Origin of the sequence: Burkholderia aenigmatica, assembly GCF_902499175.1 — a bacterium.
GTDB lineage: Bacteria > Pseudomonadota > Gammaproteobacteria > Burkholderiales > Burkholderiaceae > Burkholderia > Burkholderia aenigmatica.
Map to the genome: position 1 here is coordinate 1 of NZ_CABVQC010000091.1, position 16,854 is coordinate 16,854.

The following is a 16,854-nucleotide window of genomic DNA, read 5'->3' on the forward strand; positions in this document are numbered from 1 at the left end:
CTGCAACCGTACTGCCGGGTTCAGGGTTTCATACGGTCGCCACAGACTTTGCCCAGCACGCAGCGGATGCCCGCAGCATTCCCAGATTTGGCGGAGATACCCCGCGTAGGTGCCGCACGTCGAAAGCGGGGTGTTCAGCTCATCGAGCAGCGTGCGTAGCAGCCTAAACCACAATCCGGCGTGGATGCGTCGGCGCGGCAACTCCACGTGGCCGGTCGTCAGTGCCTGCCAGGTACGCTGGTCCATCGCCGCAATCGCGTCGCTGGCAGTGCGCGGTTCGGCGTCGGCGTTCTCCCAGCCGAGAAACCGCCCTGGCACGCCCCAATAGGATTCCAGCCAGCAGCCATGCAGTGGGCAGCTCAGCATCAGGGGCAGCTTCCACGCGAGCAGTACGGCTTGGTTCTCCGGATCGTTCAGGCAGAGCGGACAGGCGCGGTGTATCGGTTGGGTGGGCAGCCAGGCACGCCAGCTCGTGATGGATCGCGTCTTACGGCGGAGTCTCGGCAGCAGTACCGAGAGCTGGAACGCATAGGTTTCCAATGCGGCTGGAATCTGATCATCAAGGCTGTCCAGTAGCCAAGGCACCCAGCCGGCGAAACTCATGCAGCGCAGCCGATCCAGCTCGATACCGCTCCGCTGGGAGAGCATCGCCAGCAGCGCCAGTGGTGGCGCGGTGTCCAGGTCATCAACCTGGCCGTGACCAAGATCGTGCTCCAGCAGCTCGGACACTTCCATGTGATAGCAAAGGGCCACGCGGTTGAGCCACGAAGACGGGATCTGACCAAGATCCGGTCAAATTGCTATCATAATCCTGAAGGTTATGAAACGACGGATTTCTATGCTCTGGCGGAATAAGGGAGCCGTGAATGCGTCCCTGAACTATCGCGTCCGCTTGCGTCGTCGGCATGCAGACAGGTCAACGCGGTCAGCCAGCGTGGGACGATCGCGTTCTTAGCCGACTGGTCTGAATGCGCGGGCTCTTAGGCGGACATCGTTCGCAGCAAACCGCGCATGACATCCTCTGGGGTATCGTGCCGGGGACCGTCGGACGCCGCCGCTACGACCCGAAGCACGTCACCTTCGAGTTTCGCCTCCCACGAGACGATACGGCGGCGGTCATGGGGAAAGCGGGCCAGTTTTTCGCCAATCAGGCGCTCGATGCCCTGTATGATTTCGCGCCGTATTTCGGGTGGAACACTTTTGTCGAATCCGATCTGATCACGTAGCGCTTCACCACGCTCACTCTCGGGCAGCAGGCTTGTATTCCACGCCGCAACAATCGCCGTCAGTGCGCTCTGATATTCCTCCAGTGTTGGATGATCGGATACCTCATTCTGAAGCATTTGCGCGAGGGGCCAGGAGATTTTCTGTTCCGGCGGCAGGTCATTACGATCGAGAACGATAGCGTCAGGGATCCCCGACTGAACCGCTCCCCGCCGCAATGCCTCCAGGTCGTGCACGCCCAGCTTGCGGGCACGCGACGATTTTTTCTTCTGACCGGCTTTGCCCATTTCTCTGCCCCCTTCGCTGCGTTCTGAATCCGCAAATTATAGCGGCCAGCGGGTTGCACAGATTGGCACGGGTGCGACGGCTTTGCCGGATTTTTCCGCTACACTGGCCAGCCCATTCGAGATCCGGAATCCGGCATGGCGACCATCGAACGTACAGCGTATCCGAGGTTTCCCAAGGGTTTTTCATCTGCGGAACTGCAGGCGTTCTATACGCCAGACGTTGAAGAGCTTGAATGGGTGCGCCGCAACGCGCGCGGCCAGTCTTCGAGACTGGGGCTGCTGGTTCTGCTGAAGGTCTTTCAGCAGATGCACCACTTTCCCTTCGTTGACGCCATTCCCGCCGTTGTCATCGAACACATCCGGGCGAGCGCAAGCCTCGGTGCCGAGGCCGCATTCGACTACAACAGGGCAAGGTCGCCCGCCTTGTTTCGTCACTACGCAGCAGTCCGGGAATTTCTCGGTATCCAGTCCTATTACGGCACCGATGCCAATGAAATTGCAGTGCGCGCGGCACACGAGGCCGCCGGGACAATGGATCAGCCGGTGGACATCATCAATGCAACCATCGACAGCCTGATCCAGCAGCAGGTCGAACTGCCCGCATTCTCGACGCTCGACGCCATTGTGGAGCAGGTCCACACCCGGGTTCAAACCGCGCTGTTCCGACGCGTCTCGCGTCGCCTTTCCGATGAGGACAAGGTCCAGCTGGACCGGCTGATCAAGCGCGAATTCAACCGGCGCCAGAGCGCGTACAACACCATCAAGCGATACGCCTTACGCCCGTCGCGAAAGCATATCTCCCTGCTCGTCGACCACCTTGCGTGGCTCGATGGTTTTGGCGACTTCAATCATGCACTGGACGGGGTTCCCGCGACAAAGCTGCGCTCGCTGTCGACACAGGCGATGAGTCTGGATGCGGCGAATCTGAAGGAAACCCTGCCGGAGCGGCGATATACGCTCATTGTCGCGTTGCTGCATCAAATGCGCGTGCGAGCCCGCGACGATCTGGCCGAGATGTTCATCCGTCGCATGGGCGCAATCCACAAGCGGGCCAGGGAAGAACTCGACCAGATTCAGGCACGGCAGCGCGAAAAGATGGAAAGCCTGGTCGATACGCTTGACGGCGTCGTCAATATTCTCGACGACTATCCCGATGACACCGAACTTGGCGCGCGCGTTCGCGAGTATCTGGCGCCGTCGGGCGACCTCGAGCCATTGCGCGAAAGCTGTGCTGAGGTCCGGGCCTACAGTGGCCGAAATTATTTGCCACTGCTGTGGCGGCATTTCAAGGCACATCGATCAGTACTGCTACGTCTGGCACACGCGCTGGCATGGAGCTCGACCACCCAGTCAGAGTCCTTGCTGCAGGCGATCGAAGCCGTTTTCAGGAACGAATCGCTTCATCGTGAATGGATCAACATCGAGGTCGACCTCAGCTTTGCTTCCGAGCGCTGGCGCAAGCTGGTTTTCCGTTCTCCCGGGAAGGGGGCGACGACAAACCGGCGTTATCTGGAACTGTGCGTCCTGTCCGCCATGACGAGGGAACTGCGCAGCGGAGACCTGTGCGTAGCCGGCTCGGATGCCTTTGCAGACTATCGAGATTTCTTGATGCCCTGGTCCGAATGCGCGAAGCGTCTGCCAGCATACAGCGAGAGGCTTGGCATCGCCGACAGCAGTGCCGGCTTTGTCACCCAGTTGCGCGAGTGGCTCTCCGATGCCGCATGCCAGCTGGATGAGCGCTTTCCCGAGAAGTCCGACCATGTGACGATCAACAAGGCTGGCGAGTTTGTTGTCCGTCGCACCACTGCGACCGTCATCCCGGAAAGCGCGGTGGCCCTGCAAAAGGCGATCGTCAAGCGCATGCCCGTGCGTAATCTGCTGGACGTACTTGCCAATATCGAGCACTGGACGCATTTCACGCGACACTTTGGTCCGTTAAGCGGCAACGATCCCAAAATCCGCGACGCCGAACAGCGGTACCTGCTTACCATCTTCGCAATGGGGTGCAATCTGGGCCCCACCCAGGCCGCACGTCACATGGGCGACAGGATCACGCCGCACATGATGTCGTTCGTCAACCGCCGGCACCTGAGTCTCGAACGCCTTGAGAGCGCACAACGCGAACTGATCGAACTTTATCTCCGGCTTGACCTGCCGAAGCACTGGGGCGACGGCAAGACGGTCGCAGCCGATGGCACCCAGTACGACTTCTACGACAACAACCTGCTGGCTGGCTATCACTTCCGCTACCGGAAAATGGGCGCGGTCGCCTACCGCCACGTCGCCGACAACTACATCGCGGTGTTCCGGCATTTCATCCCGCCGGGCATCTGGGAAGCCATCTATGTTATCGAAGGACTGCTCAAGGCTGGCTTGAGCGTTGAGGCCGATACGGTGCACGCCGACACTCAGGGGCAGTCGGCTGCCGTGTTCGCGTTCACCTACCTGCTGGGCATCAAGCTGATGCCGCGGATTCGCAACTGGCAGGACCTCAAGCTGTACCGGGTGGATGCAGCGACCCAGTACAAACATATCGACGGTCTTTTCACGGAAACGGTTGACTGGGATCTTATCGGGCGCCACTGGCAGGACCTGATGCAGCTCGCGCTGTCGATCCAGTCCGGTACGATTTCATCGCCCCTGCTGCTGCGCCGCTTCGGCGCGGCCAGTCCGAGGAATCGCCTGTCTCTGGCAGCCGAGGAGCTTGGCAAGGTGGTTCGCACGGTATTCCTGCTCGAGTGGCTCGGCAGCAACGAACTGCGGCAGGAGATCACCGCCACGACCAACAAGGTCGAGTCCTATAATGGCTTTGCCAAGTGGTTTTCGTTTGGCGGAGATGTGTTGCCAGTCAATGACCCGGACGAGCAGCAGAAACGCCTGCGTTACAACGACCTGATGGCTTCCGCGGCAATCCTGCAGAACACGGTGGACATGATGCAGGCGTTGCGGTCGATGGTGAATGAGGGCATCGAGGTCAACGCCGATGACATCGGATTCCTCAGTCCCTACCTCACCAGCAACCTGAAACGTTTTGGCAGATACGAACTGGATTTCGGGCATGTGGAGGGCTGGATACATGACCACCTGTTCGCCGGCCCGGTCCGTTCCCTGCGGAGACCCCGACCCCATGTCCGACCTTGAGACTCCCTACGGCATCGTCGATGCCGACGCGCTGGAATCATTGCAGCAGCGATACGATACGACCGTCATCCAGCAGGCCGTGGATCTTTTCGACACCATCCGCGCCCGCTGCGAGCCCGATGGTTTGCGTGACGACCTTCTGCGCCTGCACGCCATGGCGCATACCGTCATCAATGGCGCGAGCCTGTCGTGCGCGACGGATGACCTGACGCTGGTCGAACAGGCTGATTGCACCGTCGAGGAACTCGAGGACTGGATCATGGTGCTCGAAAAAATGATTCTCGCCTTGCGCCCCCTGCAGGATCTGCGATCTGAAACGGACGAATCCTTGTGAAGCCAGCCTCGTACAAATGGCAGTTCGCCCAGCGTTTCCGACGCAACGCTTTCGGCTGGCGCTCTGACGTACCGATCCAGCGCATCAAGGAAGCGCTCACGGAGATCCGGCAGGTAGCGCGCAGCGATGCCGTTCTCGGCGCAGAAGGCGCCGTGAAATTCCTCGAGAAGATTTCGCCCGCGCTGGAGCATGTCGACGGGTCGTCCGGTGCCATCGGCTCGGCTGTGAACCGGGCGATCGACGCACTGGTACCCATCATCGCTGGCGCACAGGTCGACACAGTCACGCGCCAGGGCTGGCTCGAGCGGCTATGGGAAGCCATTCAGGATCAGGGCGTCCCCTATATCGAGGGTCTGTCGGAGGAATGGGACACACTCTGCGTGACGACCGAAATCGCCAGCGAGTGGGCCGACAGGTTTGTTGATCTGGTCGGGCACGTCTGGTCCGAGGGGCCCGGGGGATATTTTGCGGGGACACCGATCTGTCTGGCCTCGCTCTATGCAGCCGGGCGACATGCGCAGCTGATCGCACTGGTGGAGCGCGCTCCGTTCAAGATGTGGCACTACCGACGCTGGGGCGTCAAGGCACTGCTTGCGATGGGCAGAAAGGCTGAAGCGCTGGCCTACGCGGAAGACACGCGCGGTCTCAACAGCCCGGACGGGCAGATTGCGAAAGCCTGCGAAGCGATCCTGCTGTCATCGGGTCTTGCTGATGAGGCATACCGGCGCTATGCACGCGAAGCGAACCAGGGCACCACCTACCTGGCAACTTTCCGTGCCATCGCGAAGAAGTACCCACACATCGCGCAAGAAACCATCCTGATCGATCTGGTTGCTGCGTCGCCGGGCGAGCCAGGGAAGTGGTTCGCGGCGGCCAAGGACGCAGGTCTGTTCAACCAAGCCATCAAGCTGGCCAATGCCAGCCCGACCGATCCCCGGACGTTGACGCGCGCGGCCAGGGACTTTGCGCAGAAGCAGCCGGAATTCGCCATGGCCGCCGGTCTCGCAGCGTTACGCTGGATTTCGCTGGGCTACGGCTACGAGATCACAGGTGTCGATGCGCTCGACGCAGGCCGCGCCACGCTTCAGGCGGCAACGCACGCGGGCGTCGATCCCGAGTCCATCAGGAAGCAGATTCGCTCCCTGGCTTCCAGAACCTCTGTGCACGCGGACTTTTTGAGTCGCGCCCTGCAGGCGATCTAAGCCGGAAAATCATCGTGAAAAATCTTGGGAGGTCGTCTTTCGTGATTGGTACAGAGATAAGCTTTATTATCTCTGTGGCATTGTTTCCATATTAGGGGTGCCTTTGATTTCTATGCGCTTTTCCGGTTAGACGCCTTTAAGCCTGGCAAGGCTTTGCCTTGTGTCCCCAAAAAATGATTCCAACAAAACAATGGGTTAGTGTCTACCCTTCGCTAACGAAGCAGAGGGCATCTCCAGACGTGACCGCGTTGAAGATGAGCGGTCCCTCGACCGGCGGCGCCAGTACACCCCGTCGTTAGGCGCTCCGACTGGTTGACGGAATGGGGTTGTCGGCCGCGATGCTCGGTAAGATCCGCTTTGCGTACAGTGACACGGGAAAATTGAAGGTACCGCGCAAGTTGATGCCCTCGATATGAGTGGGGGCGATTCGCCGGAGTTGCTCGGTCGCGATCGGTTGCCCTCGGCTAGCTTCGATGTTCTCCAGGGCTCGTTGCATGTGGGTGGTGTTCCAAGCCATCAAGATGTTCGAGAGCAGGGTCAACGCCGATGACACTGCCGCGAGAGATTCTTGGCGCCGAGCTAGCTCCACCGGAATGCGACCGATGTGAATTGCGCGTTGCACGGTATGCACCGCTTCTCCCCGATTCAGGGCATGTTGCAACTCCGACCGGAAAGAGGCATTGGTGAAGTAGTCGATCAAAAAGATACTTCTGAATAAGCGGCCGATCTGAACGCCGCCATCGTACACAGCCTGCCCTCGAGCAGCTGATCCGAATCTGGCAATCGCTTCGACAGCCGTGCATTGACCAGAGCGAATCGATGCGGCGATCCTCACGAAGTCGTCCCACACGTCAACGATGAGACCGAGTCGGACGTCCCGATCCGTGACCCCTGCGAGCCGCGCCGGTATCGCCTGACTGCGAGGCACGTGTAGACGTCTGTCACGAAGGTGTGACAGGCGAGGGCATAAATCAAAGCCAAGTGCCCGGGACACTCCCATCGCGAAATCGGTGTAGCCGTGGGTATCGACAGCGAGCTGAGCGATGTCCTTGGTAGCGTTTTGCCGGACGACGCCCTCGATTGCTGCACCTGCCTGCCGCTCATTCAGGACGATGGGTTGGTCGTAGAAAATGCCCCAACGATCCAGCACATGCGTGTACATCCCGATGGATGCAGTCCGGCGACGTGGATCCGCACGCGCTCGCCAAATCGTCCGGGTTGTCTCCAGCGACATCATGTCGGACGATGCTAGATCAGCTCGCCCCCAGTGGGCGGCGATCGGGTGTTCGTGCATGAATTCAAGGACGGCGTCGGCCGCTGTACGCAGCATTCGTTCGTCCGCGAGACGCTTCATCATTTGGCGAATCGCCTCAGTTGACACTTCCGGGACCATCCGAGAAATATCAGCAGCCGTCAGCGATGTGCCGTGAGCCAGGATCGCCGAATACACCATCAGTAACTCGGTGCGCGACCGCGGCTCGCGTCCAAGCAGGGTCCAACTGAAGCGTGTCGCACTATCGATCTCGAGGATGATCTCGGGAAATTGGCCTGGCGGATGAGCTTCGAAGATCTGACGGCGAAGTTGATCGGCTTGTGCGTCTGGATCCTGCGCAGCCATCGGGTCGAGGTGGACAGCAGTATCAACACGGATCGAACCATTGACCACGGCATCATCGAGTAGTGCGAGGCGCTGTTCGAGCTGTTCAAGGATTGGTCCGAGAAATTCGTTCGGGTCTTGGGGCAGGCCGAGGTGTCCGTAGTGATTGTTACGCTTTGCCTTCCACTGCTCGGCCGAGATCAGCATATGCAGCTGACTTCTGAACGAGAAGCTGTGGTCGATGAAAACTGAGCCGTTGCGGAGGGCGACACGGAGCGCAAAGAGGGTGGCCCACTCGAAGGCAACCATGGCCCGAAGCCGATCGTAGCCATCAATCGCCTCGCGCCACGCGCGCCCAAGCCTGATATTGACCCCGTCGGGTAGAAGAAAAGCGCGACGTCGATACAGCCCACGTAATAGTGAGAGTGCATCGACTACAGGATGAGCAGCCTCGGACTCGAACGGCAGCTGCACGATCCGATTCAAAAGGTTACGGGCGTAGTACCGCTTTCGGACCAGACACTGCCGGATCTGGCTCCGACGGCTGGTGGGATGCGGTCGCAAAACATCATCTGCAAGCAGACAAAGCTTCTCACCGAGCTGTTCGCGCGAGAGGGTTTCATCATTGGCGAGTGCTTTGACGGCAAGCGCGAACTCGCGGAGTTGATCCGCGGCCTTCATCCGCATCGCATCCACTTCGCGCGACGTGTCGTTGACAACCTTCAGTACCCATCTCCGGAGCATCTCGAGTACCTGATCAGTCGCGATACAGAGGGAATACCGCATGAAACAGGCGGCTTCGATTCGTCGGCTTTGGGGTTCGATTCGCTTGCTGATCGATGGTGGGCGACTTGCGCAACGGCGGGCGTAGTGGCGCACCATGGCATCGTTGCATTCAATCGGCCAACGCGTTGCCACCTCGTACATCGTGAGCAAATTGACTTTGTCGAGGATCTCGCTCATCTGATGGGTCGAGTTGCGCAGCGGAACGGCCCACAGCCATCGCTGGAGACTTGAATGTTCTCCATGGGGCTGAGCCAGAACTCGCGCCCAACTCTCGAGTTTTTCCATACCAACAGCCTGCTCGAGCGCGCCGTGCAGTTGCCCCTCAATGTCGCGTACAGCCTGGACGACAAACTGCCTGAGCATGCGCTCCGGTGGTATAACGATGCGATGCTCGTAGAACCAACGTTTGAGATCGTTCGTCAACTGGCCGCGCTCTGGGCGGCCGGTGAGTTGCTCTTTGAGCCAACGGATCACATACCGACGTTGATGTTCCGCGATGGCGCGAAAATTGATGGCGTCCCGAGCAAAGCGCTGGTGGTCAGATAAGGTCTTGAGGTTGCCATCGTAAAGTGAACGTAGCGTGCCGAGGTCTGGCGGCTTCACGTTCAGCTGTCGGCCAAGATGTCGCCAAAGAACAGTGGGGATCTGCTTGTACGAGCCAAGCGGCCGGCCGGTCATACGCAGAAAGCCGATGTGCAATGCGACCGCGAGCCGAAAAAGGTCCGTGCGTCGTGAATCAATGGCGACGCGCTCCCGCTTGGAGAACGTGAAGAATGTGGCGAGCTCGAATTCGCTCAGTTCGCGCGGCACCTGCCGGATTCCGAGATAAGCCAATCGCCAGTGATCCATCAGCGGCTCCGCATCGATGATGAGAGCGGCCCAGCGTAGCGAGGTAAAAATTGAAGTGCTACAGGGAAAGTCGGGATGGCAGTTGTAGCCGTCGATCGCCTAAGGATGGTGTCAGAACGACAACGAGTCGGGGCAACAAAACGGGCGCGACGCGGTCATTCGGGGCACGCCCGTGCGGCAGCCGCATCTGGCCCGAAAGACGTATTTTTCTTGCGACCCTAAAAAATTGCTAGTTTAGCTTATGTCAAATTTATGCCTTCGAAAATGGCGCATATGACGGCCCTGGTTTTCCGATTTCTCCGCCACACTAAGGTTCCCCTAAGTCTGCTCAGCTAGACTGCGTGGCACTCAACTCCTGAGGAATCGCCACCATGTCGCCCGCTACCGACAAGCCTATCTCCCGCTGGCTCAACAAGGTTCCTGAGATCACGCTTGCGTTCTGGATTATCAAAATCATGTCCACCACCGTCGGTGAAACTGCCTCCGACTACCTGGCCGTCAACGCGGGCTGGGGCCAAGGTTTTACGCGCGGCTTGATGATGTCCTTGCTTGCAATAGCGCTTGTCCTGCAGATGCGCACGCGACGCTGCACTCCGTGGATCTACTGGCTCACGGTCGTCCTGGTAAGCATCGTCGGAACCCAGATCACCGATCTGCTCACTGACGGCCTCGGCGTCAGTCTGTATGTCAGCACGAGCGTGTTCGCCGTCGCTCTCGCCGCGATCTTCACGATTTGGTATCGGATCGAAGGGACGCTGTCGATCGATGCAATCGACACGCCGCAGCGTGAGTTGTTCTATTGGTCCGCGATCCTGTGCACATTCGCACTGGGTACCGCTGCGGGCGATCTCGCGACCGAAGCCTTGGGGCTCGGTTTCTCGCTGGGTACTGTTGTATTCGGCGTGCTGCTCGCACTGGTGTATGTCGCATGGAGCAGCGGCGTCAACGCGGTGCTCACCTTCTGGATTGCGTACATCCTTACGCGACCGTTCGGTGCATCGCTCGGCGATCTGCTCACCCAATCGCGCAATTACGGCGGGTTCGGTCTGGGTGCTGCATCGACGAGCCTACTGTTCCTGTCCGTGATCATCGTGCTCGTCGCTTTCGCGCAGTTCGGCGCCAGCAGTCGCGCGCGTGCAGAAGCGGTCGAGTGACTTCCTCAACAAACCTCGAGGCGAGGCTTCTTCATGAATGGTCGAATCGCATCTTCACGTCTGCTCGTCGCGCTTTCCGCGTGCACGATGCTTGCTCTCGCCACCGGCTGCTCAAAGCAAACCGATAGTCCTGCTGTGGCGGCACCGGCGTCCAGCGCGACCGATGCGCAGCACGGCGCATCGTCGAACGTATCGAGACTCGGCGACCTCTCCCAATTCCGTACAATCGCAACCGACGTATCCACTCTCGTGGCGAAAGGTGATCTCGCGGGCGGCAGGACACGCATCAAGGATCTGGAGGTTGCGTGGGACAGCGCGGAAGCCGGTTTGAAACCGCGCGCGGCTGCGGATTGGCATGAACTCGACACGGCAATCGACCGTGCCCTCGAAGCGCTGCGGGCTGATCGCCCGATTCAAGGCAATTGCACGGCAGCGTTGAGCGACCTGCTGAAAACGTTCGACAAGCTTGAGGGCAGGAATTCCTGAGTTGTATTGACGCACATCAATGGCCGCGGGATCGACGCTGGATAATCTCCAAGCGTCCACTCGCACAAGCCGACTATTCAGTGCTTCGGTAGTGCGGAAGGCGGTTTCCGCCGTTGTCCGCGTATCGAACCGTTCGATTACAGCGACATGCCATTGTCCGCAAGCACGTCATCCTCGGTCGCGGGTACTTCGGACGCGGAAACCGCAGCCGAATCCACGACGACCGCCATCCCGACGGGCCTATCGACCGCCGAAGCGCAGCAGCGTAGGGGCAGATTCGGACCCAACGTGGTTGGCGAAACGCTGCCCTCCTTCAGACGACTCCTGCTGACCAAGTTGTGGGCGCCAGTGCCATGGCTGCTGGAAGGCGCAATTGCCCTGCAAATCTTGCTCGGTGCTTATATCGAGGCAGCAATCATCAGCTTGCTCCTAGCGTTCAATATCGCGTTGTCTCTTGCGCAAGAGCAACGCGCCTCCGCCGCACTATCGATTCTGCGGAAGCGGCTCGAACCGACGGCCCGAGTGTGCCGCGACGGGAAATGGCACCGGATTCCGGCCGCCGAACTCGTGCCCGACGATGCGATCGAACTCCCGATCGGTTCGGTCTCCCCTGCGGACGTGCGCGTGACGAGCGGATCCGTCGCCGCCGATCAGTCGATGCTGACAGGAGAATCCGCGCTTGTGGACATTTCGGTTGGCGCAACGATTTATGCCGGTGCAATCGTGAAGCGCGGTCACGCATTCGGCGTTGTCGCGGCCACCGGCACACGCACATATTTCGGCAGGACCGTCGAACTGGTGCGCATCGCGCGTGCACCGAGCGCCGAACAGCACACAGTGCTGGCAACAGTCCGTAACCTGGGCGCAATTAACGGAGTCGTCGCACTGGCTGCGCTAGGCTACGCCCTCCACCTCGGCTTCGCCACAGCGGAATTGCTTCGTCTCGCGCTGACGATGCTGCTCGCATCGGTGCCCGTGGCACTACCGGCGACGTTCACTCTTTCCGCCGCGCTCAGTGCGCTTACGCTAAGTCGCAGGGGCGCGCTGCTGACCAGCCTGTCAGCTGTCCACGAAGCAGCAGCCATGGACGTACTTTGCTCCGACAAGACCGGTACGCTGACGCAAAACACGGCGGAAATCGCCGAGATCGTGCCGATGCCCGGCTTCACGACTGAGCAGATCCTGCACCTCGCGGCGCTGACCTGCGAGCCGACAGGCGACGAGCCGCTCGATGCTGCGATCCTTCGAGCGGCAGCTTTGAGAGACAACATCGGCGTCGAGGATCACATGACTCGTCGCGAGCCATTCGATCCGGACACGAAGATGTCGCAGGCCTGCTTCCAAGCTTCCGACGGTGGACAGATGCGTGTCGCGAAGGGAGCATTGCAGGCCATCGAGAGAATCGCGAATGTCGAGCCGGACGTGCGCCGGAAAGCGGATGACCTGGCGAGCCGGGGGAACCGAATCATCGCAGTTGCGGTGGAAGCCGCTGCCACGCAAGCCGTCCTGGCCGGTCTGATCGCCCTCAGCGATCCACCTCGCGAGGATGCAGCAAGCCTGATCGCGTCGCTTCGCGATCTGGGGGTACGAACGGTCATGGTAACGGGCGACTCGGCCGCGACGGCGACCGCTATTGCGCGAGACGTCGGACTGCGCCCGGAGCCCGGTCCGCACGGTGATGGATTCAACCGGGCCGCGCTATCGGGTTTCGATGTGTTTGCGCGTGTGATGCCTGAAGACAAATATCACCTCGTACAGGCATTTCAGGCGAGCGGTCACGTCGTCGGCATGTGCGGCGACGGCGTCAACGATGCGCCTGCCCTGCGTCAGGCACAAGTCGGCATTGCTGTGGCGAGCGCCAGTGATGCAGCAAAGGCAGCCGCTGCGATCGTGCTTACCGAGCCCGGACTATCCGGAGTCGTTGCAGCCATCATTGAGGGCCGAATGGCATTCCGCCGGTTGCTCACCTACACCTTGAACATGCTCGTGAAGAAAATCGAGGTCGTGCTGCTGATGGCATATGGACTCATCGCGCTACACCAACCGGTGATCACACCGATGATCATGATCATCCTGCTCGTCACCAACGATTTCTTGACGATGTCGCTGACCACCGACCACGTCGAGCCGCGACGCGAGCCTCAGAACTGGAACATGAAGCAGATCGTCTTTACGGCGGCGTTCTTCGGCGGATGCAAGCTTGTGTTTTCGGCAGGGATCGTCGCAGTCGGTGCATTCGGTGGCCAATTGTCGCCGCACGCTGTACAGACATTGGCCTTTCTTGCCATCGCGTTCGGCAATCAATCAATGATCTATGTACTCCGGGCGCAGAACCATCTATGGGATTCGAAACCGAGTCGCTGGCTGGTCTTCTCCTCGGTTGTCGATACCGCGATTGTCTGCGGTCTCGTGCTTTCAGGCGTGCTCGTGACCGCGCTTCCCCTTCCGTGGGTGCTCGGCGTCGGCATCGCTGCCGCGGGCTTCGCGCTTGTCCTCGATCAAGTCAGGGGTCTCGTCAGGCGAGTGCCTGGACTCGGGCACCGTATCGCTCGCTGAGTCTCATATCAAGAGTTCAGTTTACGCGTTACCCATTTCCGTTAAGCTTAAGGATAACTTAAGTATGGCATGGCAACGTGCATATGCCGCGCCCGTTCGATACCGTGCGGCTCTTGTTTCGTTCGTCCACGCAGAGTGACGGTAAACGCAGCAAGCAACAATCGACGCTTGAAATTCGTTGCTTGTCGTTCGCCGCGCTCGTTTGACCCGGTGCGAGTCCGGGTCTTTTTTTGTTCCGACACCTTTCCCGCTGCGATAGGCCGGCGCGAAACGCCCACCTGGGCCCGCGCACCGCACATTCGCATTGCACTTTCGAACCGCCTCATCAACGTCATCGTTAACATTATCTTCAGTTCGGAAGGCGCATGCTGTTTCTACGGCATCGCACATCGTGTGACTGCCCTTCCCAACTCACTGGAGATCACGGCCATGAAACTCGCCATTCGAACCGTCATGCTGGCACTTGCGGTGGTTCCTGCACTTGCGTTCGCGGGACAAGGTCTTACGCGAGCGGAAGTTCGTGCACAACTCGTTCAGATCGAGCACGCCGGATACAACCCGGCCCGCAAAGACATTCACTATCCGCAATCCATCCAGCAGGCAGAAGCGCGGCTGAACTCGTCCCAGTCGACTGCCCAGGCCGACACAACAGGTTACGGCTCCGCACAATCCGCAGGTAGCAACTCGGGGCATGCCCTCACGACTCACGCTGCGTCGCGCTCGATCTATCTTCATCACTGACGGGCTGTCCACGGCGTTGTTTGTCGTCCGGCCGGCGATCCATCGCCGGCCGGACGATACCGTTCGACACCGTCCGCATGCGTGGCGAATCTTCATCGCCGCCTGCTCGTCAGCGTCAACGAAACAACGGCAAAGTATGAATATACGCGTGTAATCCGCACAAACGCGTTGCTCGACGAAAGGAAGCTTCACTTGGTGTTCGACGCGAGCCTTTGGTTCGAGGCAGCTTTCGCGCTTTCCGAAGTGCTGGCGGGACCTTCCTGGTGTCTTCGTTCGATTTACTTCCGTACCAGTAATCTCGCCCTGCCTTCGGGTCACCGGGACGGTGCTTTAGGATCCACCATCTTCCGATAATGTGCGGGGTTGAGCTGATCGACGCGCTTGCTGACCGGAATGCGCCCCTGCACGGCAAGGTCGGCACATGCATCCGAAGCACGCAGAAACTTACCGTTGCCCATTCGCTCATGAAAGTGCTCATCATCGAAGACGACGCAGCGATCGCCGCGAACGTCTATGACTATCTGGAAGGCCGCGGCTTTCATGTCGACGTCGCGTCAAGTGGCCCTGCAGGGCTGCACCTCGCCCTTTCTGACGCTTGGGATGCGATCTTGCTGGATATCTCGCTGCCCGGGATGGACGGCCTGATGTTGTGCCGCAAGCTGCGCGACGAAGCGCATCGCGACACGCCGGTCCTGATGTTGACCGCCAGAGATGCGCTCGACGACAAGCTGAGCGGCTTCGAGTATGGCGCGGACGACTATCTGGTCAAGCCGTTCTCGCTCAAGGAGGTCGGTGCGCGTCTGGACGCGCTGACCAAACGCTATCGCGGCCTGGTTGCCGTACCGGAACTTCGCTTCGTGGACGTGCGGCTCGATTTGGGCACGCTCGCCGTCGAGCGCGCCGGCCGTCCGATCAAGCTTCAGCCCAAATGCCTGCATCTGTTGCGCATCCTGATGCAGTCCCCGACCCGCGTATTCACGCGCGCAGAACTCGAAAGCGAGGTCTGGGGCGACGAGCTGCCGGGCAGCGACACGCTGCGCGCGCACGTCTATACGTTGCGCAAGGCATTGAACCAACCCGGCGAGACGGAATTGGTCGAGACGATCCACGGGATCGGCTACCGCCTCGACGCGGACGACTCCCATGCGTCGTAGCCTGCGCGTCAAGGTCGCGCTCGTTTTCTCGGCGCTCGCGATTGTCCTGCTCCTCGCCCAGGCGCTCGGCGTCAGGGTGCTCGCGGAAGCTCAGGAAGAAAAGCTGATCGCCGCGCTGATCCAGGACGATATGGCCAGCGTGCTGCGCGGCTACAACGCGGATCCGTCCGAGTTGCCGCCGTTCGACCAGCGCCTGCGGGGGTACGTCTCGACGACGGACAGGCCGCCGATCGCGCTGCCCGCAACGGTCGGCGCGCTGCCTGACGGAATCCACGAGATTATCGTCGGCGGGCGAGAGATCCACGTTGCGATCGCCCCGTTCGGCACGACGCGGTTCTACCGCGTCTACAACTTCAGTCGTTACGAAGAGCATTTCAAGAAGGTGATCAACGCGCTGATGGCCGGCACGGGGGTGTTCGCGCTGCTGACAGTCTGGCTCTCGTTCGGAGTGTCGGGCCTGCTGGTGCGTCAGGTGGCCAGCCTTGCGAAGCAGGTCAAGGCGCTCAAACATGAACGGACAGCATCGATCGATCCTGGCAGGTATGACGAAGCCGAGCTCGTCGGGCTGGTTGACGCGTTCAATGACTACCATCGAGGCATGGCGGACATGATCGAGCGGGAGAAGGAATTCACCGGCAACGTCAGCCATGAACTGCGCACGCCGCTTACCGCGATCAAGACTAGCTGCGAGTTGCTCGAGCAAGATCCCGCCATCAGTGGCAAGTCGCGCGCGCGGCTTGCGCAGATTGACCGGGCGGCAGACAGCATGCGCGAGCGGGTCAATGTGCTCCTGATGCTGGCACGTGAAGATTCGGTGCGGGACGTCGAACCTGTCGGACTCGTGGGCTTGATCTGGACGGCACTGACGCCGCTCGCGGATCGCCTGGCCGACAGGGGCATCGAACCGGTAGTCGATGTGGCCCCCAGTACGCAAATAGAAGCGAACCGGTCCGCACTCGCCATCGTGCTCTCGAACCTGATCGACAATGCGGTCCGACATACCGACCACGGGCACGTGCATGTCTCCTACGCCGATGGCTGGCTGCATATCGAGGATACCGGCCCAGGTATCCCGGAACACGCGCTGCCGCATGTGTTCGACCGTTTCTATCAGGCGGACCGGACGCACGCGGCGGAACGCGGCTTCGGCATCGGCCTCGCGATCGTGAAAAAGATCTGCGGCCGTTACGGCTGGCAGATCAAACTCGAAAGCGAACCGGGGCGCGGCACGCGCGTGTCGCTGCGTCTGCCTGTCGGCAGCCCTGCCGGGACGGGGGATGGTGCCTATCCGGCCCCCTCTTGACGAAAATTTCACAACTGGTTGCGTAGCATCCGGGTCTGGG

At 60.2% G+C, this 16,854-nt stretch carries 12 protein-coding genes; 9 read left to right on the forward strand and 3 right to left on the reverse strand.

The window, feature by feature from the left end; translation table 11 throughout:
* Together BDO18943_RS38645 and BDO18943_RS38650 are read right to left on the reverse strand one after the other, a co-directional pair.
* Positions 1–777: TniQ family protein (locus tag BDO18943_RS38645; RefSeq protein ID WP_175026305.1), on the reverse strand; the 777-nt coding region annotated here is incomplete at its 3' end.
* A gap of 203 nt (positions 778–980) precedes the next feature.
* Positions 981–1,511, reverse strand: coding sequence for a hypothetical protein (locus BDO18943_RS38650; protein ID WP_175026301.1), 531 nt, complete (start codon positions 1,509–1,511; stop codon positions 981–983).
* Between the two features lie 135 nt (positions 1,512–1,646).
* Here BDO18943_RS38650 and BDO18943_RS38655 point away from each other — a divergent pair, with 135 nt between their 5' ends.
* The 3 genes from BDO18943_RS38655 to BDO18943_RS38665 are packed head-to-tail and all read left to right on the forward strand — an operon-like array spanning position 1,647 to position 6,188.
* Positions 1,647–4,652, forward strand: a complete 3,006-nt coding sequence (locus tag BDO18943_RS38655; protein WP_175026302.1) for a Tn3 family transposase — start codon at positions 1,647–1,649, stop codon at positions 4,650–4,652.
* Entirely contained in the window at positions 4,639–4,986 is a 348-nt protein-coding gene (gene tnpC, locus BDO18943_RS38660) for a Tn3 family transposase post-transcriptional regulator TnpC (RefSeq protein WP_175026303.1), read from the forward strand. The genes BDO18943_RS38655 and tnpC overlap by 14 nt, the downstream gene beginning before the upstream one ends.
* The gene (locus BDO18943_RS38665; protein WP_175026304.1) at positions 4,983–6,188 is read left to right on the forward strand and encodes a hypothetical protein; all 1,206 of its coding nucleotides are present in this window, start codon (positions 4,983–4,985) and stop codon (positions 6,186–6,188) included. The genes tnpC and BDO18943_RS38665 overlap by 4 nt, the downstream gene beginning before the upstream one ends.
* Before the next feature lie 295 nt (positions 6,189–6,483).
* Here BDO18943_RS38665 and BDO18943_RS38670 read toward each other — a convergent pair whose 3' ends face one another.
* Positions 6,484–9,420 carry a Tn3 family transposase gene (locus tag BDO18943_RS38670; protein ID WP_059559649.1) on the reverse strand — a complete coding sequence of 979 codons (2,937 nt, stop codon included), beginning with the start codon at positions 9,418–9,420 and terminating at the stop codon, positions 6,484–6,486.
* Positions 9,421–9,791: 371 nt separating this feature from the next.
* Between BDO18943_RS38670 and BDO18943_RS38675 the strand changes: the two genes are divergently transcribed.
* The 6 genes from BDO18943_RS38675 (at position 9,792) to BDO18943_RS38700 (ending at position 16,814) form a co-directional block, all read left to right on the forward strand.
* Positions 9,792–10,574 (forward strand): COG4705 family protein, encoded by a 783-nt coding sequence (locus BDO18943_RS38675; RefSeq protein WP_045577998.1) that lies wholly within the window; start codon positions 9,792–9,794, stop codon positions 10,572–10,574.
* Positions 10,575–10,607: 33 nt separating this feature from the next.
* Positions 10,608–11,060 (forward strand): hypothetical protein, encoded by a 453-nt coding sequence (locus BDO18943_RS38680; RefSeq protein ID WP_045577997.1) that lies wholly within the window; start codon positions 10,608–10,610, stop codon positions 11,058–11,060.
* A gap of 147 nt (positions 11,061–11,207) precedes the next feature.
* Positions 11,208–13,616 carry an HAD-IC family P-type ATPase gene (locus tag BDO18943_RS38685; RefSeq protein ID WP_052691545.1) on the forward strand — a complete coding sequence of 803 codons (2,409 nt, stop codon included), beginning with the start codon at positions 11,208–11,210 and terminating at the stop codon, positions 13,614–13,616.
* 429 nt (positions 13,617–14,045) lie between these two features.
* On the forward strand, positions 14,046–14,357 hold the full coding sequence (locus tag BDO18943_RS43185) for a DUF4148 domain-containing protein (protein ID WP_080938648.1): 312 nt from the start codon (positions 14,046–14,048) through the stop codon (positions 14,355–14,357).
* A gap of 464 nt (positions 14,358–14,821) precedes the next feature.
* Positions 14,822–15,511: a response regulator transcription factor gene (locus tag BDO18943_RS38695; protein WP_045577996.1), complete on the forward strand. Its 690-nt coding sequence runs from the start codon at positions 14,822–14,824 to the stop codon at positions 15,509–15,511.
* Positions 15,501–16,814, forward strand: a complete 1,314-nt coding sequence (locus BDO18943_RS38700; RefSeq protein ID WP_045577995.1) for a sensor histidine kinase — start codon at positions 15,501–15,503, stop codon at positions 16,812–16,814. The genes BDO18943_RS38695 and BDO18943_RS38700 overlap by 11 nt, the downstream gene beginning before the upstream one ends.
* Positions 16,815–16,854 lie beyond the last annotated feature (40 nt).